The sequence below is a fragment of the Lutibacter sp. genome (genome assembly GCF_016342705.1).
Lineage (GTDB): Bacteria > Bacteroidota > Bacteroidia > Flavobacteriales > Flavobacteriaceae > Lutibacter.
In genome coordinates this window covers 54,476-75,282 of the sequence record NZ_JAEINV010000012.1, presented here as the reverse complement: position 1 = coordinate 75,282, position 20,807 = coordinate 54,476, and the positions used below count along the sequence as shown (strand labels likewise).

Genomic DNA, 20,807 nt, shown 5'->3' with positions numbered 1-20,807 from the left:
TATTTTTTATGCTCATCTGGTCAACAAATTTATTGAAAAAAAATTATTGACTGATTTGTTGACCTAAAAAATCAATTGAAATCAACTCGTATGATGGTCTAAAAACTAAAAAAACCTTGTAAATCTTATGATTTACAAGGTTTTACCACTCTTTGATAAGTGTTAAAGTGATGGCACTAGCATCAGAACCAATTTAATTTATTTCTCTATATTACTTATTTACAAGTTATTAAAATTTTGAATATTTTTACATATTCCTACAATAGGAACAAATATGTTTCCATATTGGGAACATATCACAAAACTAAAATAATAAAGATACACAAGGCGTATACAGATGAGCATATTTTTTAATACTTATACAATAGTAGGTAATAGGCTTACTTTACATACACTATCATAATTCAATTCTGATACATTACGAAAGATTAACTCTCTAAAATATCAATAAATTTATTACTTAAAATCATTGACTGCTCCCATTTTATGAGGTCTGATGCACGACAAAATTTACTGTGTGAATTTATGACAATCATGGGCAAGCCATAATTCGTAATCCATGATTCTATTGTGCTTCTATCAACTTTATAAATCTTTTGTAATTCTTGTTTAGATATTCTTTCTTCTATTTTCATAATATTTATTTTTAATTCTTTGATTTTCTTTAATTCATATTCATTTGGTAAACTTTCTAACCACAGGCAATATTCTTTTCTAATTCTATCCATTTGTAGTATCCTATTTTGTTTAGTTGGTAGACTATCTAAATACTCTGAATTTTCTTCCATTAAAATCTGATGTTGTATAAGAAATAGAGTTCCTTTTTCTATTAGTTCTTGCCTTTCTTCTATCATTTTAATAAAGAGATTTAGATAATTCATGCTTGTTCATATATCTTCTGTACTGCAATTCATTATATATTGGTTCTGTGTGAATTAATCCGTATTTCCCATTACATTCATCAAAGGTGTCTAACCCCTTTTCTCTGATTTTCCAATCAATTCCACCTATGAATCGGGATAGCTGATTATATAGGTTCTTTTTATCGTTATATTGGATAAGTAAGTGTGCATGGTATTTAGATTTGTCACTATCTTTTTCAATAGTATATTCCGAATATATACTATCATTCTTTTTAATATTTCTATGAAGTTTTAATATTTGTTTATGTAGTACTTCTGGTGATGGGTTTTGAAAATTTCCATTTTTGTAATCGAATTTTCTAATGGTGATTGCTAATTTATTCATGGTTATTAAGTTATGCTTATTAGTATTTTAGATGACTATTATTACTTTTAAGTTATAAGTATGGTCTTGATGTCTGATAATTTCACATCTTTAAGTATTCTATTTGAAATTTATTCATCAAGTGCTTTTCAACTACGTTTGTAGTAATGTATTGGAACTATCTCAATAAAAATTCTAACTATAAGTAGAGAGTTTTAAAAAAAAGATAAAAAGTGAACCACAATGAGGTTTAGTACTTGAAATTGAAAGCCTTAAAATGATTAAATTATTTACTACATTTAATGAGTTTTTAAACTCACTAAATAGAGCTTAACAAAACATTTAATAATACTTGAATCACTATCAAACATAACCTTGTTTTTAAAGCATTTACGAGAGGTATTTCAAGAGTTAGTTGCAATATGTAGTTTTGAATTTATAATCGCTAAAAGGATTGAAAAATGACAATAAGCAAAGTAATAGAAAATATTACCGCAATACAGGAACCTAACTGGGTAGCTAATCTATCGGATGAGGAAGTGGAGAAAATAGAAGGGCAAATTTGGCTCATTTGGAGAAAACTTAAATCCATTGAAGAAATGGAAATTATTCAACCATTATTAAAAATTTCCGAATATCTAACAGCAAGGAAAATTCTTGAAAGAAAGTTGATTCCAAAGTATAGAAAAGTTGATTTTAGAGGTTTTTATTCAGTTTGTATTAACGAAATACCTAAAAGGAAATACAACTTCATTTATCCCAAGAAAAAAAAGAAGAAAGCGCGTGATTATGAATTTTTAAAATTACTTGCAAAAGATTTAGGTGAGAGCATGCATCATTGTGAGGATTATTATGATACGTTAGAACAAATAGGCATATTAGAAAAGGAAAAAGTAGAATTGTTTAAAAAATATGGAGTGAAATATGAGCCTCAATCAAAATATGAAATTAAAATTGTAAATATCAACTCCATAAACTTACACCCAAAAGGAAATATATGCAATTCTAAAAGCAAAGAATATTTAACCCTATTAGAAAAGATTAAATTATATGGATTATTAGAACCAATAATTGTAGATGAAAAAACCGATTACGTTGTATGTGGGGTTAAGAGATATCAATGTTGTAAAGAACTTGGAATATCAAAAATAACAGTTATTAAGAAGGTGTTTAAATCTGATATTTTAGAAATAATTAATTTCAAACTGAATAGTAGCGTATTGCTATCTGAACAGGTGAAGAGATACCGAGAATTGAAGCAAGAAATTCTAAACCTTGGTTATAAGGATAGGAAAAAATTAATGGGCAATTCAAATATGAGGGATTATCTATATAAACAAACTGGAATTTCCCAAACACAAGAATATAGATTGGGATATATTGAAAATGCCGACTCTGAAATTTACAATAAAGTATTGAAAGGTGTTATATCAATAAATCAAGGATATTTAGATTTGAAAAAGTCAAATAAAACTGTTTAATAGAATTGTTGAGGTTTATTATTAATGAGTTAATTAGATAAGTTTACGAACTCACTATTTTATTTTTATATGGTTGTTAGGGAAAGGTTTTTATTAATTCATAGGTTTTAGTAAAGCCCTCACACGATAAATTTAATTGATTTTTAAAATATTCAGGCATATTATTTTTCCAATTCCAAAGTTTTTCAATCTCTTCTTCATTTCGACAATTTTCTTCTATTTGGTGTTTGTAGGTAGTTTCAAATTGATAATAGTGAACTACCTCTTTTCGATGTTTGTTAAATTCCATATACTCATTCTCTTTAAACTCTTTTAGGTATTCAAAACTTGGGTTAGACTTAAATATCTCCATTCTTTCCATTTTGTCAATTACAGAGGCGAACGTTACTCTATGTTCAAGAATACCTATTTCTAAATAATAGGCAAGAGTATCTCCAATTCTATCCCAATAATTATACAATTTTTCATAACAGCAACTAACAAAAGTTGAGTAAATCCAATCAGGTCCATTTTGAAAATAGGTAAATAACTTTTCTCCTTCTAATATTTTGAATTCGTTTAACGGATTGTTTATGTGTGGATGATATAAATATAAATTTGCAATTAGCAACTTCAAGTCGTTATTACAGTTTTTTAAATCTATTAAATTTTTGAATTTATTAAACTTTATAAACTTTGGATTGACTTTCTTCAAATTCAGAATTTCCATTGTATTCAGCCCATTATAATTATGTTTATTATCAGATAGGCTGATTAAACTTTTTTGTGCAAAGAATTTTGAAACTTCAGCATAATGCTTTTCGAGGTGTTCCATTTGAATTTACTCTAATTGGTTAAATCATTCTAAAATATACTATATTTATTTCATTTTTTTTGCTTACCCTTTACAAACCACCGAAACAAACCCCTCACACCTAAAAATAATACTATACAAGAAATTATTGCAACAAATAAATTTTCATTTCTTGTTTTTTCATTTAATAAAACACCTAATATCAATATTAAAGGTGCAATCACCCAACTAAATAGATTTAACCAATTCAAATCATTGTCTTTGTATATAAACACTCTTGAATTGATAAAACCCTTAATAGGTTTGAACTCATTTGTAAAATACCCAATAAATATCCAATCAAATAGTAAAATAACTATGTATAAAGTTACAGCCCATTTAATACCATCACCAAATGTATATTCATTTTGAAAAGAATAAATCAACATTATTAAAATTGATGTAAATAGTAGAATTATATTTTTCATTTATCCAAAGAATTTTATATGGGAATTTGTCTGTCCTTTTAAATTTTAGAAACTACAAATATCAAAGAAATAACAGCAAAGTAAATCCCAAAATTATTATCCTTTCTAACTTTAGAAATTCCAAAACCAATTAAAGCTGAAGCAGCTAAAAAAGGTAAAGAATAAACTAAAGTTTCTATTAATGGATATTGACCAATTCTCAAATTAAAATAAAGAGTGTAACTGATTCCCATAATTACACCAATCACATTTCTGTTTTCTTTTGTGAATTCGAACATATTTTATTTATAATATAAAAATTAACATAAGACCAACAAACGCGGAAATTAAAATCATAAATACTTTGTTATTCCATTTTTTGAAAAATACTCGGTATAACAAGTAAATTGGTGTGGCAAACACGATTCCACAGAGTAATGTTCCAAAAACCCAAGTTAACAGACCACTATTTTCATATGCCTCCATTGAAGATATTCCATTTGGTTTAAATCCTAATAACATAATTTTTAAGGATATAGTAGCAGCCATAATGAACCACCATAGTATATATTTTTTAGAAAAAATAGGATGTATATTCATTGTATTTTTTATTTTAGGTTATTCTAATTTATTTGTATTATTCATTTTATTAAAAATATTAAAACTTAATCATTTCTTCAAATACTTGCCAATGGGTTAGTACAAGAAAAGTAGGGTGGTTGTAAGTGATACTTTTCGGATTCAGCTAAAGCCTTTAAATATAAACTTTGTCTTCTCTTATCATTTGAATTGTATTCCAATCTACTTTTTCAAAGTGTACTTTTTCAGCACTTCTTTTGAATTCTATACCGGTTTGGTATTCTCCACAAAAGTATATTCTATCATTATAATTCTCCATTAAAAAGTTAATAAAATCTAAATCTGAATTGGTTTTTAGTTGATATGTTTTGTCGTCTATTATTTTTTTTAAATTTGATGAATTTAAAAAATGCTTTCCTAAAACTATTGACTTTACTGCCTTTTTCGGATAATATAATTTTCTTTCGTGTTCACTTTGTATATCTGGTAAAGGACCTCTAATAGAATTTGGCACCCCATAATCTGGTGTAAAAGTCATTAATCTCCACTCGTTTTCATAAATCCAATCTTTTCTTTTTACAGCTGATGAATATAGGTAAGGAATATCACGTGAATCAAAGTTTTTATCGAAAAAATCGATACTTTCTAATTTGTCAACGTATTGGATTGGAAAAAAAGCGTAATTATTTAATTTTGGATTTAAGCTTTTTAAATTGTCTTTAATTTCTTCCCAATCTAATTCAATCATAAATCCATTTTCCGTTGAATAATGCGCCCACATTAATGTTTGTAATGAATTAGTTGTAAGAGAAATAATTCCCGCATTTTTTGAAGCAATTTCAAAAAATCTTTGCTTTGTAAAAACAAAACTATTACTTTTTTCTTCGTCATAGTCGATAACATTTACGCTATCATAGTAGTGTTTGTAAAATGCATCAAAAACTTTCTTTGATAAATTTGTAAAATCCCAAAGTAGACTAGAACTATCAATTGAATCATTTAAATGATATGGGTGACTACAAAATAAATAATTGTTTATAATTGCATCTATACTGTAATTTGTCTTTCCGTAATATTTAAATACGTTTTTTGGTAATTTAATATCGTCTGGATATACAACATCATAGTTATCATTAGTTAACTTGTATATTCTGTCTTTATATTTGTATTCAGCCATTAGTTTGTTTTCAGCTTGTTGTCAACTCTGTTATATGTTCATTTTATATGCACATCCCCTCAAATTATCCGTATAAGGTGAATAAACGTTTTCTTTATACATTTACAAAATATCGAATTTGGTTGCAATTTATTTCAAATATAAAAAAGATGATTTTAATATCATATGATTATTGTCATTCACTATTTTTATTACCAATTTTTAAATATTCTTCATTGTTTCCATTTCTGAAACTACATGTTTTGATTTTTTTTACCCTGTCATATTGTATGGAGTGAAAAATTAACCTCGATATATGAACTGGTACTACAACATAATAATCTTTTTTATTTTTTCTCAGTTACAAGAAACCTAATCGTTTTTTAAGAATATATTTAGTGAGTTTATAAACTCATTAAAATAAAAACATTTCCCTTTAATTCACAAATTACAACGTAACTCTAAAAGGCATATTTAATGCGTATTATATCAGATTTTGTCGTTGATTTTTGATATGTTTAATCTCAATTATAAAGGGTAACACTATGAGAGTTAAATACAATCGGACTTTAACAAACTGGCTTAACCATGTCATTTTTTGGTGGTGATAAAAATCATAGAGTTTAACAATAAATTGAATAACTTTACTATATAAAAAATTATTATGAAAATCCCCTTCCAAACATTATTAGTCTTTATCTTATTTATTTCTTGTTCTAAAGATGTTGAACCTGAAATTATTCCAAACTATAATTTAAAGGTTACAGTTACGCCTACTGATGGTGGAACAGTAACTCCATCAGATGGGAACTATCAAACAGGTACAAGTGTTTCCGTACTTGCAACTCCATCACCAGAGTATATTTTTAAGGAATGGAATGGTGGAGTTACTGGAACAACCAACCCGATTTCAGTAACAATAAATTCTAATAAGAATATTACTGGAGTTTTTGAAAAGAGAATGTATCCTCTTTCAATAACAATTGAAGGTGAAGGAACAGTAACAGAAGAACTATTATCATCTAAACCAACAAAAGATTACCCATCAGGAAGTGTTGTGAAATTAACTGCAATACCTGTGGATGGTTGGGAGTTTGAAAGTTGGTCTGGTGATTATGTTGGAACAGAAAACCCTATTACAATTACAGTTGATAAATCTAAATCTTTAACCATTCAGTTCAAAAAAAATAATGAGTTGATGTACAAAGAAGCTATTCTTAAATTAAGGAATGAGGTTTTAGATATAATTAGACCTGATGGAAATCCGTCTTGGTCATATTCTTTTGATTTAGAAAATGATGGAGATTTAGATATGATTTTAATTCTTGCTGGTCCTGAATTTGGACAACATAAGGAAATGATTTTATTTAAAAACAATGATAATATAAGTTTTGAGAGTATAAATACAGGGATTAATTGCTGGGGTAGAAATATCGTTTTTGATGATTTCAACAATGATGGTTTGATAGATTTTTTTCTGGCGGATAGTGGATTAGATTCACCCCCTTTCCCTGGGGCTCAGGATCAATTAATTTATCAAACTACGGATGGTAATTTAATTGAAGTAACAAATGAACTTTTACCTCAAATTTCAAATTTTTCACATGGATGTACTTCTATTGATATAGAAGGTGACGGGGATAGAGATATAATTGTAAATACAGGAGGGAGTCAACTTGTTTTGAAAAATAATAATGGTGTTTTTGAATTATGGGATGAAGGAATTGAACCAGCTTTAAATATTGACTCATATGAAATTCAAAGACACCCAATAATTGATGGAGTTCTAAGAATGGATATTGGTGATGGTCATATTTCTGGTTGGTGGAGTACATCAGGAGATTTTAATAATGATGGATTTGATGATGCTATTATTGGATGTGGATTACAATATTTAGACGACCCTGCTGATGAAAATGGTTTAAGAGGTAGGATAATTGACCCCTATGGAAATATATTAAACAAAACCAATTTAATTTTACTTCAAGACCCTGTCACAGGTCAATTAATATATGAATATCCAAGAAGTTTAATTAAGACTTCTTTTGAAAATACAGGTGTTCCTTCTGGAGGAATTGGGTTATTGGTTAATGATTTTAATAAGGATGGTTGTTTAGATCTTATGTCTTATTTTGTGGATATAGACCATAGAATTGACTTCAGTATAGGTAATTGTGACGGAACATTTGAACTTTCAGGTTTTTATGAATTGTATAAAAATTCAATTGGAGATTCATTGTGGGAAGATTTTGAAATTATTGATATTGATGATGATGATGATATGGATGTAATTATTTCCAATAGTTTGCAATGGAATAATAGTTTTGAATCGCCAGAGGAACATGTTGTTCTTGAGAATATAAATGGGACCTTTGAACAAAGAAATGGAAAGTTGAGTGATTTAATATTTCTTCCACCACATGTTGGAATTAGTTGGTACTTGGATGGTGAATAGAAAAAATAGTTATTTCGTACACCAAAAATCAAGTATTCATTTTAATTCCTAAAGATGATGTTTACATAAATTTAGTACACTTAATTTTCGTCATATCAGCCGTTTAGTTAGTAATTACCGACGCTTTTTCCTATATTAGAGGTATATGATTAAGGATATTAAAATTAGGAAAGAAATTAGAATTATTCGTTATAACCGTGTGAGTTCTATAACTCAAAATTTAGATAGGCAACAAAAAAATAACGAACAGTACACTTATGTATTCGAAGATAAATGTAGTGGTACTATTCCACTTTTTGAAAGAACATATGGGATTCATTTAAAGTCTTATGTTGAACAAGGAAAAGTAGATGAAATATCAATTCATTCAATTGATAGATTAGCCCGCGATTTAAAAAATCTGTTAGATGTTATTGAATTCTTCCATTCTAATGGTGTTTCATTATATATTGAAAACCTTGGAATGAGAACTCTTGTTGATGGTAAGATGAACTACACTATTAAAATGATGATTTCAGTCATGGGTTCATTTGCAGAGATTGAGAATGATATACGGCGTGAGAGGCAGATGGAAGGAATTGAGATTGCTAAATCTCTTGGAAAATACAAGAACCGAAAACAACGAGGCTCTGAATCTACTATGATGTTTCTCGAAAAATACAAGAAGCCAATTGAATTATTGGAGAAAGGGTATAAAGGTTCAGAAGTTTGTAAGATTTACAATCTGAATAAAAATACCATTACTAAAATCAAGAAGTACATTAAACCTCAAAATGAATTAGCATGAGAAATGAATTAAAAGTTATTAAAGAGAAGGATAGAGATTTATGGTACAAACGAATGGGCGATAGAATTCCACATCGCCCAGAGGATGAGCCTGTTGTTGGTTTAATAGAATGGATAGAACTGAAACTTTCTATAAAGATTTAAGGAATTCATTTTTCTTTTCTTCATAATCTTCTTCCGAAATTAATTCACGTTTTATTAATTCTTTTAACTGAATAAGTTTATCCATAATTGTAGGTTCATTCGTTAGAAGCGCTGGTATATCCTTAGTAGTTTTATTTTCTCCCTGCTTACTAAGAAATGAAGAGTTTGGTTTATTAAGTATATCTCCCTCAGTTATAGAATAATATTGATGAAACATATCATCGGTTTTATGCCCACTCATTTTCATTAATTCTTGTGTGGTAAAGTTTTTACCCATTACCATCGTTTTTATATAAGTTTTTCTACCAATATGTGTGGTAACCAATTCCCATAAAGATTTACTTTCACTATGTATTTCAATCCCTTTACTGCCAAGTTTTCTTTTAACTATCTTACGGTTAAACCCAATGGTTTTGCAGATACGTTTTATTTGCTTGTTTATTTTTACTGCACTTATTTGATTACCTCTTTTTGTTTCTGGAAATAAGAAATCTCCATTTTTTTTACCTCTACTGTATTTTTTGTATATCATAAAAGAAACATCATTCAACCGTGGAGTAGCCTTCGTATTTGTTTTCTTTTGGTAAAACACGAAATTTCCATCAACACCACCTTCAATTGGGGAATTAGTGTTTCTTTTAGAATGTTTTAAATCACCAACTTTAATTTTTATACCATCACTATATCTACAACCAACTGAGCAGAGAAAAACAAGGAAATCTTTGTATACTTCCCAACTTGTATAAGTTTGTTTACCGTATTTAGTATTTTCATATATAAATTCAACAATTCCATTTTTATTATCTCTGTTCTGTTTATCACTCGTTAAATACTTTTTCCACTTATCACTTTCGACCCAATCGGTTTTTCCTTTCTCATTCTTAACAGGTTCTAAAAAGTTGAAATCTGTAAAAGTGACAAGTTTAATTAGCTCTTTTAGGCTAAATGATATAGGGTTTTCATTTTTATCAATGTTGGCGGCTTGAGTTAATTCAGTTGGAGTTTTCACCCTCTTATACTCTTTTGAATTACTACTATACCATATACAAAAACTTTGTAAATATTGAAATCTTCGTAAAGCTGAACGAGGCAATAACCCAGTACCATTTATAGTAGGAATAATAAATAACCAATTCATAAAATTAAGTAAGAAGGTATCATCCATATCATCAATCAACAATGTTTTGCTACTTTCTTTTTCAACCTCAACAATATAATCTTTGATATGCTTAACAACTGATTTGGTTCTTATTTTAGTAACATCTAAAACATTACTATTATTCATATACTCCTTTTCCCAATCTTGAATTAGAGTAAGTAATGGTAGTGTTGAGAAACTAATAGCTTCTTTTATTTTTTCTCTTTTTTTTAATTCTAATCTTAATCGTGGTGGTGATAAATCATCATCGTTATTTTTATAACGATTTATAATAGCCTCTAATTTGTTTCTTAATGATTGTATTGTAAGGTTTTTTAATTTGTAATTATTATCACCCCTCTCAACTCGTTTAAGTTCTGTGTTCCAATGTTTTATTAAACAAGGAGCATTGCAGTAAATTTTTATTCTTTTATAATTTTTCTTGTGGTATATAAAGTGTGGATATACCAACTTTTTACCTTTATTATATGATTGTGTGAGAGATAACCCCATAAAATAAAGATATAAAAAAAACACGATATTGTTCCCATTTCTGTTCCCAAATCGTGTTTAATTTATGTAACCAACTGATTATCAGTTTAGTTTAGTGATGGCACTAGGATTCGAACCTAGGACCGCCTGCTTAGAAGGCAGGTGCTCTATCCAGCTGAGCTATGCCACCATTAGGACAATAAATATCCGGTTATTCTGTCGGGGTGGCAGGATTCGAACCTGCGACCTCCGCGTCCCAAACGCGGCGCGATAACCGGGCTACGCTACACCCCGAAAATAAAAAAAGCGGAGAGACAGGGACTCGAACCCTGGCGACAGTTACCCGTCGACAGATTAGCAATCTGCTCCGTTACCACTCCGGCACCTCTCCTTTAATATGCTTATGAACTTATTTTTGCGAGTGCAAATGTAGCACTAGAAAAGCATTTACACAACATTTTTTCACTTTTTTTACTTAAAAAATGAACTTATTTATTCTGGATATTCAATTCGTAAATGATAAATATTCTTTAACTTCTTCTTTAACACCTTTTTAATGGTTTGTAACTCCTTAAAAGTAATATCTGCATTCATAAATTGTCCATCTTCCATTTGCTTGTTTACTATCTTATCTACCAACTCATCAATAGATTGTGAATTTGGCTCTTTTAAACTTTTTGAAGCTGCTTCAACCGAATCACACATCATTAAAATTGCTGTTTCTTTTGAAAATGGAATAGGTCCTGGGTATTGAAAATCATTCAATTCCACTTTTCCACCAATAAACTGTTCTTCTTTTTTATAAAAATAATATACTAACGTTGTTCCGTGGTGGGTTCTAATAAAATCAATTATCCTATCTGGAATATGATTTTTTTTCGCCAATTCAACCCCATTTATTATATGATCAATAATTATTTGAGCACTATCTCTCGGTGTTAAATCGTTATGCGGATTTACTGTTGTGGTTTGATTTTCTGTAAAATACATTGGATTTAACATTTTTCCAATATCATGATATAGAGCTCCGGTTCTAACCAACATTGCATTTGCATGAATTTCATTTGCACAAGCTTCACACAAATTTGCAACTTGTAATGAATGCTGAAATGTTCCTGGTGCTTTTTCTGCTAATTCTCTTAATAATTGTGAATTGGTATTTGATAATTCCTTTAATGATTCATCTGAAACTAACCCAAATAATTTTTCAAAAATATAAATAAGCGGCAGTACAAATAACGTTGCCGCTCCATTTAAAACAAAATAAACAAACTTTTCATAATTTAAGTTTTGTGCATTTCCTTCTTGAATTATTGAAAATGCAAAATAAGCTACGAAATAAACAAAAGTAATTTGTAATACTGAAATAAATAAATTGGCTCTTTTATACAGTTCAGATATTGTTAAAATTGTTACTATACCTGCAATAATTTGTAAGAAAATAAATTCAAAACTATTAGGCACAATAAAGCCTAGTAATAATACAGTTAAAACATGGGTAAATAAACCTAAACGTGCATCAAAAAATGCTTTATGAACTAAAGGTAAAATAACAATTGGTGCTATATACACATATTTAGCATCGTATTTTACAATAAATGTAATAAGTAAAATAATTAAAATAATATTGAAAAATATAAATGATACTTTGGTGTTGTTTTCAAAAATATCTAATCTATACTTTCTTAAAAATAAAAATATCATTAAAAAGGCTAAGGCAACTAATAATGTGTAACCTGTAACTATCCAATTATAATTAGATTTACTCCAAACTTGCGATTCAAATTCGTTTTTTAAAGAATTTAAAATCATAAATTTTTCACCTTCAACAATATCACCTTTAAATATAATACGCTCATTTTCAGAAACTAATCCTTTTGTATATGATATTTTATTTAAATTTTCATTTAATGTTTTTTGCGTAAAACTATCATCAAAACTTACGTTTGGCTTTAGTTCTTTATATAAAATATTTATTATTGCAGTTTCAGTTTCATTATAGGGCTGCTCCCCCATTTTATTTTGAATAAAATCTAATATTTGATTGGATAAAAAGATTTTATGAAGTTGAATCTCCTGAATTTTATTTCCTTTTCTAAGAGTAATTACTGTCTGCTCATTTTTTTGCTCACTGGAAGTCTCTAAATAACCAAATTCATATACTTCTTCAATTATTTCATGTGTTTTTTGAATTAAATTACTTTTAGCATTTTTAGTAAGTTCAGATGTATCAATAAATTCTGCGACTAATTCATTAATTGTTGTTTTAACATTTTCAACAATTTGTTCATTATAATTAAAATAATGTTTTGAAAACTCTTTGGTTTCTAAAATTTCTTTATCTATTTCTTCTTGAGTTTTTTGAACAGCAAAATCAAAAGGTGCGTAATAATTTTCGTACTGCCAAGGTTTTCCTTTTTGAAATTCGTATTTAAAATGTCCACTTTTCGGAAATAAATACACAACTAAAATTACCGTAGCAACATATAAAAGTGCTTTATAAAATAAGGAGTGGTTTACAAGTAATTTATTTATAGTGTTTTTCACGAAGTTTTATTTGCATTCCAAAAATAACAATAATTATTTTATGAACATTTGCAATTATCTTTATTTTTTGAGATATCTTCTAATCTGGCAGGAGTATTTAGTAAAATCCAATCTTTATAGCTTGTAAATTTTATTTTTTTATGAATTTCTGTTGTTTTGTTTAAAATTTCTTGGGTAATTTCTTCTGGTTTAACCTCCTGAGCTTTAATTTGTTCAATTATAGAATTGAGCTGTTTTTGAACTTTATTCTTTATTTGATTATTATGATTTGTTAACCATTTTTCAAAAACATCTTCTGTTAAATGTTTATCCATAATAATTTCAGTCATTTGTTTCCCATGTTGTTTAGATTCCTGAATATTACCTCTACCGGTAACAGCATTACCAATAGCAAAAACGTTATCAAATCCAAATACTTGATAATCTGCTTCATCTCGCATTTTCAAATTAGAATTGCTATAATTTAAGCCTTCAATTTTTTCAGGAATACTTCCTATAGAAGAAATAATCATTTCACAGTTAAACTTTTCAAAACTATTTTTTATAGGAACTACTTTTCCATTCTTAATTTCTAAGTTTTGTAAAATTATTCCCGAAAGCCTTCCGTTTTCTTCTGTTAAATTAACCGGAATTGACAATGGAATAAAATCAAATTGATATTTCTCAACATACTTAAATAAAAGCTTTTCTGATACTAATCTTGCAGCCTCAATACTTTCTTTAGATTCATCAATTGGTGTTTTTAAAGGCATATCTTTCGCCGTACGCCTATAAATTAATTTAGCTTTACTAATTTGTAAATCACTTAAAGTAATATTATTTTTTTCAAGTATTGAAGTAACTCCTTCTTTTTCAATTGTGAATAAATCAATATCAATTGCTTTTTTTAAATACAATTGCTTTTTAACCAACTCTATCATTACAATTTTGATAACATCTAAAGATGCTAAGCCTCCACCTATTACAACAATATTATTCTTAATAAAATAATTTTTACCTAAATAATTATATTCATGTTTATGGTTAAACCAATTTATAAATGAATTTTGATACACCACTTCTCCGTCTATAAAATTTTCAATAGTTGGAATTTGAAGTGCTCTATCTTCCCAAGCACCATTTGCTAAAATAATTGCAGAAAAACCCCAGTTATTAACCAAATCAATAAAATTTATATCCAAACCAATCTTTGTATTTGGTACAAACCTAATATTTTCTTGATCTAATTTTGAATCAATTTCAGCAATTTGGCGGTCTCTTAAATTTACATGCCAGTTTGGTAACCCATCTTCAATTTTACCATATGGAAGTTTATTCATTTCAAAAACAACTACTCTAAACCCATTCTGAGCCAACATATTAGCAGCTTCAGAACCAGAAATTGAACCTCCAATTATTGCTATATAATGATTGTTAAATTGTTCTTTTTTCTTCATAATTACCTGTTTTTGAATACTTCATGAAAATTATAAAACCTACAGCTCTTCAAAGCAATAATTATTACATTTAATAAAGACCAACGCATAATTTAAAAGATTGCTTAAAAATTCCTAAATTCGCAGTTGAATTTAACCAAGTTTATGAAAGAAGTAGTTATTGTATCCGTAGCCAGAACTCCAATTGGAAGTTTTTTAGGTAGCTTATCTAATATTTCAGCTACAAAATTAGGAGCAACTGCCATAAAAGGCGCCTTAAATAAAATAAATTTAGACCCAAATCTTGTTGATGAAGTTTATATGGGTAATGTTGTTTCTGCTGGATTAGGACAAGCTCCGGCTAAACAAGCTGCTATTTTTGCAGGAATTCCAAATACTGTTCCGTGTACAACTATAAATAAAGTTTGCTCCTCTGGAATGAAATCTATTATGTTTGCCGCACAAGCAATAAAATGCGGTGATGCAGAAATTGTGGTTGCCGGTGGAATGGAAAATATGAGCAGTATTCCCCATTATATGGAAGGAAGAAAAGGTGTAAAATTAGGAAATATTACTATAACAGATGGATTATTAATTGATGGTTTAACCGATGTTTACGACGGGCAACATATGGGAACTTGTGGTGATTTATGCGCCACCGAATATGGCTTTTCTAGAGAAGACCAGGATAATTTTGCCATTGGATCCTATAAAAAATCTGCAAAAGCTTGGGAAAATGGGCTTTTAAAAAATGAAATTGTTCCTGTTGAAATTCCACAAAGAAAGGGTGACCCTATTCTTTTTTCTGAAGATGAGGAATACAGAAATGTTATATTAGAAAAAATACCAACTTTACGACCAGTTTTTAATAAAGAAGGAACGGTTACAGCTGCAAATGCCTCAACATTAAATGATGGAGCTGCAGCACTAATATTAATGAGTTTAGATAAAGCAAAAGAACTTGGCTTAAAACCAATTGCAAAAATTTTAGGGTATGCAGATGCTGCTCACGATCCAAAATGGTTTACTACGGCTCCAGCTAAAGCTTTACCAAAAGCATTAGAAAAAGCAGGAGTTTCTCAAAATGAAATAGACTATTTTGAACTAAATGAAGCTTTTTCAATAGTTGGTTTGGCAAATATTAAAATTTTAGGATTAAATCCTGACAAAGTAAATGTTAATGGAGGTGCAGTTTCTTTAGGTCATCCTTTAGGAATGTCTGGAGCAAGAATTGTAATTGCTTTAACATCAATATTGGAACAAAAAAACGCAAAACTTGGAGCTGCCGGAATTTGTAATGGCGGCGGCGGTGCAAGTGCAATTGTTATAGAACGAATGTAATTAAACTATATGAATTACGGAATTTGTAATTTAAGTATTATCCCTTTAAGAATTGAACCAAACGATGCAAGTGAAATGGTTTCACAATTACTGTTTGGCGAACATTTTAAAGTGTTAGAAATACGAAAAAACTGGAGTAAAATTAGAGTAGCCTTTGATAATTATGAAGGCTGGATTGATAAAAAACAATATGAAGAAATTTCGGAAGAAACTTTTTTAATAATTGAAAATAGCAAACATATTTTATCTGCTGACATTATTGATTTTGCCACAAAATCGGACCAAAGTTTTTTAACCATTCCAATGGGTTCTTGCCTTCCTTTTTATAACAATCAGCAATTAGTAATAAACAACACTAATTACCAATATGAAGGAAAAATATTTGATGAAAGATTATCTAAAAATTCTATCGTTGAAATAGCCTATAATTTTTTAAATACACCTTATTTATGGGGTGGAAAGTCTCCCTTTGGTATTGATTGTTCTGGGTTTACACAAATGGTTTATAAATTATGTGGCTATAAGTTATTACGAGATGCATCGCAGCAAGCAACACAAGGTGAAGTTTTAAGTTTTATTGAAGAAAGTGAACCTGGTGATTTAGCTTTTTTTGATAATAATGAAGGAATTATAACTCATGTTGGAATAATCATGAATGATAATTACATTATTCACGCACACGGAAAAGTTAGAATTGATAGAATTGACCATAGTGGAATTTTTAATATTGATACACAAAGGCATTCACATAAATTAAGAGTCATTAAAAAAATAGTATAAAAAAAGCTCACAGTTTTGTGAGCTTTTTTTATACTATTTTTATTTTATTTATTCGCCTTTTAACTCTGCATAAACCGCTTGCATTGCTTCAAGTTTTTCACTCATTCCTAGGTTTTCATATAAACCCATTAACGTTTGAACTACACTTATACTAGATTTATTTAATTCAAAAGCTTTTTCGTAGTATGGAACTGCTTTTTCATAAATCTCAAATTGCTTCTTTTGTAATTTATCATACTTTGAAAAGTCAGATAAACTTTTATTCATTTCTTCTATAATTGGTGCAGCCCTATCTATAATTGCAGCTCCAATATTATTGTAAGCATCTCCGTATTTAGGATTTAACTCAATTGCTTTTTCAAAATATTTAATAGCTTCGTCTATTTTCTTTTGATCCATATTCATAACACCCACATTATAATATAATGTTGGCTCTGTTGGATTCATTTCAATTGCCATTTCTAAACGCTCTTTAAATTTAGCATTATCCCCTAATTTATAATAAATATTAGCCTCATCAATTAATAATGAATAACTTTCAGGAAATTCAGCTCTACCTTTAGCAATATATTCTAAAGCTTTATCCATCTCTTCTAAATCTGAATAATTTTGCGCTATATTTTTAAAAATAAGTTCACGTCTGGATTCTTTAAGTTCAACTCTTGGATTTTCAACAATTCCTAATTTCACTTGCAAGTCCATAGCTTTTTTATCTGGATAAGATACATCCTGACCATCAGCTTTATTAGTTGCAATAAACTCCTGAGCAATACCTGTATAATTTAAGTCTAATAATTGTTTGTATAAATCACGTGATGTAGCATAATCTTTTGCGAAATAATAAACTAATGCAGCATTATCTAAAAATACTGTATCAGTTTTACTTAACATATATACTTGATGAAATTGTTTCGCTGCTTTTAAAAAATCACTAGGCTCCTTAGTTTCAATTGCAGTGCTGTAATCTTTAGATGCGTTTGAAGCTAACCCATTTACCATAGTGTTTACTAAACCTTTAACTTCATCGCTGTATTTATATGAATTTATACTTTTTTCAAAATTAATTAATTCATTAAAAGCAGCTGCTGTTTTATCTATATCCATTTGTGGACCTCCATTTTGATATAAAGCAATACCTTTCAAATAATAAAATTTTGCTTTCATTTTATCATCTGCACTTGAAATTAAGCTTTCAGCCTGATTAATTGTAGTAATTGCGGTATTAAAATCGTTAGATTTTATTGATTTTTCGGCTGATTTAATTTCATCTTTCTGACCGAACATTGTCATGCTTATTAAAAAAACAGACAGAAATAATAATTGATTTTTCATTTTATTCTTAATTTATTCTTATTTATTCATTATTTGTACTCTCGTTATTATTGTTTTCAATTTCCGTGCCATTTTCTATTCCGTCTATATTTTCAATATCTTCATCATCTTCATGTGGCACTTTGGCTACCGCTGCAATTGAGTCGGAATCTTTAATATTTATGAGTTTAACACCTTGAGTAGCACGACCCATAACTCTTAAATCTGTTACTGCTAAACGAATTGTGATTCCTGATTTATTAATAATCATTAAATCATCTTCATCTGTTACATTTTTAATAGCTACTAAATTTCCTGTTTTCTCAGTAACACTAATTGTTTTTACTCCTTTACCTCCACGGTTTGTTATTCTATAATCTTCTATACTAGATTGCTTACCATAACCATTTTCAGATACTACAAGAATATTACTACCAATTTCATCTACAGCAATCATTCCTATAACTTCATCTTTTTTATTGGCCAATCTAATACCTCTAACACCTGAAGCATTTCTTCCCATTGGTCGTGTTTTCTCTTCTTCAAATCTAATTGCTTTTCCAGATTTAACAGCTAACATAATTTGACTGTTTCCATTGGTTAATTTTGCTTCTAACAATTCATCTCCTTCTTTAATTGTTATTGCATTTATTCCATTTGTTCTTGGACGAGAATATTGTTCTAATGAAGTCTTTTTAACTTGTCCTTCTTTAGTAGCCATAATAATATAATGGCTATTTACATATGCTTCATCTTTTAAATCTTCGGTAACAAGGAAAGCTTTTACTTTATCATCTTGCTCAATATTTATTAAGTTTTGAATTGCTCGTCCTTTAGAGTTTTTACCTCCTTCTGGAATTTCATAAACACGCATCCAAAATACTTTTCCTTTTTGAGTGAAAAATAACATATATTGATGGTTGGTTCCAACAAATAAATGCTCTAAGAAGTCTTCATTTCTAGTAGCTACGCCTTTTTGACCTCTTCCTCCTCTATTTTGAACTTTATACTCATCTAAATTAGTACGTTTTACATATCCTGCATGAGAAATTGTAACTACTACGTTAGAATTTGGAATCATATCTTCAATAGATAAATCTCCACCAGCATATTCAATTACAGATCTACGATCATCACCGTATTTATCTCTAACAGCAACTAATTCTTCTTTAATAATTTCGTAACGTCTTGATTCGTTTGCTAAAATATCTTTTAAATCTATAATTAATTTCATGATATCATCATACTCAGCGCGCAATTTATCTTGCTCTAAACCAGTAAGTTGACGCAAACGCATTTCAACAATAGCTCTTGCTTGAATTTCTGTTAATTCAAAACGCTCCATTAAGCTTTCTCTTGCTTCATCAGCATTAGAAGATGCTCTAATTATTTTAATTACTTCGTCAATATTATCACTGGCAATAATTAAACCTTCTAAAATATGCGCTCTTGCTTCTGCTTTTTTAAGTTCAAATTCTGTTCTTCTAACAACTACTTCATGTCTGTGTTCAACAAAATAATGAATTAATTGCTTTAAGTTTAATTGTTGTGGACGACCTTTTACTAATGCAATATTATTAACACTAAAAGATGTTTGTAAAGCCGTATATTTAAATAATTTATTAAGTACAATATTAGGGATTGCATCGCGCTTTAAAATATACACAACGCGCATTCCATTTCTATCCGATTCATCACGAATATTGGCAATACCTTCTAATTTTTTCTCATTAACTAAATCAGCAGTTTTTTTAATCATCTCTGCTTTATTAACTTGGTACGGTATTTCTGTAACAATAATACATTCACGCCCTTGAACTTCTTCAATTGTTGCTTTTGCACGCATTACAATTCTACCTCTACCTGTTTCAAAAGCTTCTTTTACGCCTTCGTATCCATAAATAATTCCTCCAGTAGGAAAATCTGGGGCTTTAATATGCTGCATTAATTCAGAGATTTCAATTTCTCTGTTATCAATATAAGCTAAGGTACCATTAATAACTTCTGTTAAGTTGTGTGGCGCCATATTTGTAGCCATACCAACAGCAATTCCCGAAGCTCCATTTACCAATAAATTTGGTATACGAGTTGGCAAAACCGTAGGTTCGTTTAAAGTATCATCAAAATTTAATTTATGGTCTACAGTGTCTTTTTCAATATCAGATAACATATCTTCTGATATTTTTTGCATACGAACCTCTGTATAACGCATTGCTGCTGGACTATCTCCATCAACAGACCCAAAGTTACCTTGCCCATCTACCATCATATAACGCACACTCCAATTTTGCGCCATACGAACCATTGAATCATAAACAGAAGTATCTCCATGTGGGTGATATTTACCTAAAACTTCCCCAACAACTCTAGCTGATTTTTTATAAGATCCTGTTGCTTTAATTCCTAATTCATGCATACCATATAGCACCCTTCTATGAACTGGTTTTAAACCATCTCTCACATCAGGTAAAGCTCTTGAAACAATTACGGACATTGAGTAATCAATGTACGCAGATTTCATCTCATCTTCTATATTTATTGGTATCAGTTTTTCTCCGTCTGCCATATATTTTTAATTTATTTTAGTGTCTAAATTTAACAAAGCAATATACAATTTTTCACTTTTTTACAAGGCAAATATCTTGATGTTTTTTTAATATTTATCAACAACAAAACACATCTGTAAAACACACGAAAACAGTTAATTAACTCGCTT

At 29.0% G+C, this 20,807-nt stretch carries 18 protein-coding genes and 3 tRNA genes; 6 read left to right on the top strand and 15 right to left on the bottom strand.

The window, feature by feature from the left end:
• Positions 1-428: 428 nt before the first annotated feature.
• Entirely contained in the window at positions 429-854 is a 426-nt protein-coding gene (locus JEY78_RS11925; RefSeq protein ID WP_291851494.1) for a hypothetical protein, read from the bottom strand.
• A gap of 1 nt (position 855) precedes the next feature.
• Positions 856-1,248: a hypothetical protein gene (locus tag JEY78_RS11920; protein ID WP_291851491.1), complete on the bottom strand. Its 393-nt coding sequence runs from the start codon at positions 1,246-1,248 to the stop codon at positions 856-858.
• A 440-nt stretch (positions 1,249-1,688) separates the two neighbouring features.
• Between JEY78_RS11920 and JEY78_RS11915 the strand changes: the two genes are divergently transcribed.
• Positions 1,689-2,708, top strand: coding sequence for a ParB N-terminal domain-containing protein (locus tag JEY78_RS11915; protein WP_291851488.1), 1,020 nt, complete (start codon positions 1,689-1,691; stop codon positions 2,706-2,708).
• Positions 2,709-2,784: 76 nt separating this feature from the next.
• Here the strand turns inward: JEY78_RS11915 and JEY78_RS11910 are convergent, their stop codons facing one another.
• The 5 genes from JEY78_RS11910 to JEY78_RS11890 form a co-directional block, all read right to left on the bottom strand.
• Positions 2,785-3,522 (bottom strand): Cthe_2314 family HEPN domain-containing protein, encoded by a 738-nt coding sequence (locus tag JEY78_RS11910; RefSeq protein ID WP_291851485.1) that lies wholly within the window; start codon positions 3,520-3,522, stop codon positions 2,785-2,787.
• A 50-nt stretch (positions 3,523-3,572) separates the two neighbouring features.
• A complete protein-coding gene (locus JEY78_RS11905; RefSeq protein ID WP_291851484.1) occupies positions 3,573-3,968 on the bottom strand; it encodes a hypothetical protein in 396 nt (131 codons plus the stop codon).
• Positions 3,969-4,006: 38 nt separating this feature from the next.
• Positions 4,007-4,246: a hypothetical protein gene (locus JEY78_RS11900; protein ID WP_291851481.1), complete on the bottom strand. Its 240-nt coding sequence runs from the start codon at positions 4,244-4,246 to the stop codon at positions 4,007-4,009.
• Positions 4,247-4,253: 7 nt separating this feature from the next.
• Positions 4,254-4,547 (bottom strand): hypothetical protein, encoded by a 294-nt coding sequence (locus JEY78_RS11895; protein WP_291851478.1) that lies wholly within the window; start codon positions 4,545-4,547, stop codon positions 4,254-4,256.
• 154 nt (positions 4,548-4,701) lie between these two features.
• Entirely contained in the window at positions 4,702-5,703 is a 1,002-nt protein-coding gene (locus tag JEY78_RS11890; RefSeq protein ID WP_291851475.1) for a DUF2971 domain-containing protein, read from the bottom strand.
• A 643-nt stretch (positions 5,704-6,346) separates the two neighbouring features.
• Between JEY78_RS11890 and JEY78_RS11885 the strand changes: the two genes are divergently transcribed.
• The 3 genes from JEY78_RS11885 to JEY78_RS11875 all read left to right on the top strand — a co-directional run bounded on the left by JEY78_RS11885 (position 6,347) and on the right by JEY78_RS11875 (position 9,067).
• Positions 6,347-8,137 (top strand): VCBS repeat-containing protein, encoded by a 1,791-nt coding sequence (locus JEY78_RS11885; protein ID WP_291851473.1) that lies wholly within the window; start codon positions 6,347-6,349, stop codon positions 8,135-8,137.
• Between the two features lie 145 nt (positions 8,138-8,282).
• Positions 8,283-8,924 carry a recombinase family protein gene (locus JEY78_RS11880; protein ID WP_291851470.1) on the top strand — a complete coding sequence of 214 codons (642 nt, stop codon included), beginning with the start codon at positions 8,283-8,285 and terminating at the stop codon, positions 8,922-8,924.
• Entirely contained in the window at positions 8,921-9,067 is a 147-nt protein-coding gene (locus JEY78_RS11875) for a hypothetical protein (protein ID WP_291851466.1), read from the top strand. Before JEY78_RS11880 ends, JEY78_RS11875 begins: the two co-directional genes overlap by 4 nt.
• Here JEY78_RS11875 and JEY78_RS11870 read toward each other — a convergent pair.
• The 6 genes from JEY78_RS11870 to JEY78_RS11845 form a co-directional block, all read right to left on the bottom strand.
• Positions 9,054-10,718 (bottom strand): hypothetical protein, encoded by a 1,665-nt coding sequence (locus tag JEY78_RS11870; RefSeq protein ID WP_291851463.1) that lies wholly within the window; start codon positions 10,716-10,718, stop codon positions 9,054-9,056. The two genes, JEY78_RS11875 and JEY78_RS11870, sit on opposite strands and share 14 nt — an antisense overlap.
• Positions 10,719-10,813: 95 nt before the next feature.
• Positions 10,814-10,887, bottom strand: a tRNA-Arg gene (locus JEY78_RS11865).
• A gap of 29 nt (positions 10,888-10,916) precedes the next feature.
• A tRNA-Pro gene (locus JEY78_RS11860) sits at positions 10,917-10,991 on the bottom strand.
• Positions 10,992-11,004: 13 nt separating this feature from the next.
• Positions 11,005-11,088: transfer RNA gene (locus JEY78_RS11855), tRNA-Ser, on the bottom strand.
• Positions 11,089-11,189: 101 nt separating this feature from the next.
• Positions 11,190-13,244, bottom strand: coding sequence for an HDIG domain-containing metalloprotein (locus JEY78_RS11850; RefSeq protein ID WP_291851460.1), 2,055 nt, complete (start codon positions 13,242-13,244; stop codon positions 11,190-11,192).
• A gap of 38 nt (positions 13,245-13,282) precedes the next feature.
• Positions 13,283-14,680 carry an FAD-dependent oxidoreductase gene (locus JEY78_RS11845; RefSeq protein WP_291851457.1) on the bottom strand — a complete coding sequence of 466 codons (1,398 nt, stop codon included), beginning with the start codon at positions 14,678-14,680 and terminating at the stop codon, positions 13,283-13,285.
• A gap of 144 nt (positions 14,681-14,824) precedes the next feature.
• Here JEY78_RS11845 and JEY78_RS11840 point away from each other — a divergent pair, with 144 nt between their 5' ends.
• Positions 14,825-16,000, top strand: coding sequence for an acetyl-CoA C-acyltransferase (locus JEY78_RS11840; RefSeq protein ID WP_291851454.1), 1,176 nt, complete (start codon positions 14,825-14,827; stop codon positions 15,998-16,000).
• 9 nt (positions 16,001-16,009) lie between these two features.
• On the top strand, positions 16,010-16,780 hold the full coding sequence (locus JEY78_RS11835) for a C40 family peptidase (RefSeq protein ID WP_291851451.1): 771 nt from the start codon (positions 16,010-16,012) through the stop codon (positions 16,778-16,780).
• A gap of 48 nt (positions 16,781-16,828) precedes the next feature.
• On the opposite strand, the gene JEY78_RS11830 is transcribed toward JEY78_RS11835, so the two are convergent.
• Together JEY78_RS11830 and gyrA are read right to left on the bottom strand one after the other, a co-directional pair.
• Positions 16,829-18,064 (bottom strand): tetratricopeptide repeat protein, encoded by a 1,236-nt coding sequence (locus tag JEY78_RS11830; protein ID WP_291851449.1) that lies wholly within the window; start codon positions 18,062-18,064, stop codon positions 16,829-16,831.
• A gap of 70 nt (positions 18,065-18,134) precedes the next feature.
• Positions 18,135-20,657, bottom strand: a complete 2,523-nt coding sequence (gene gyrA, locus JEY78_RS11825; protein ID WP_291851448.1) for a DNA gyrase subunit A — start codon at positions 20,655-20,657, stop codon at positions 18,135-18,137.
• Positions 20,658-20,807: the final 150 nt, after the last annotated feature.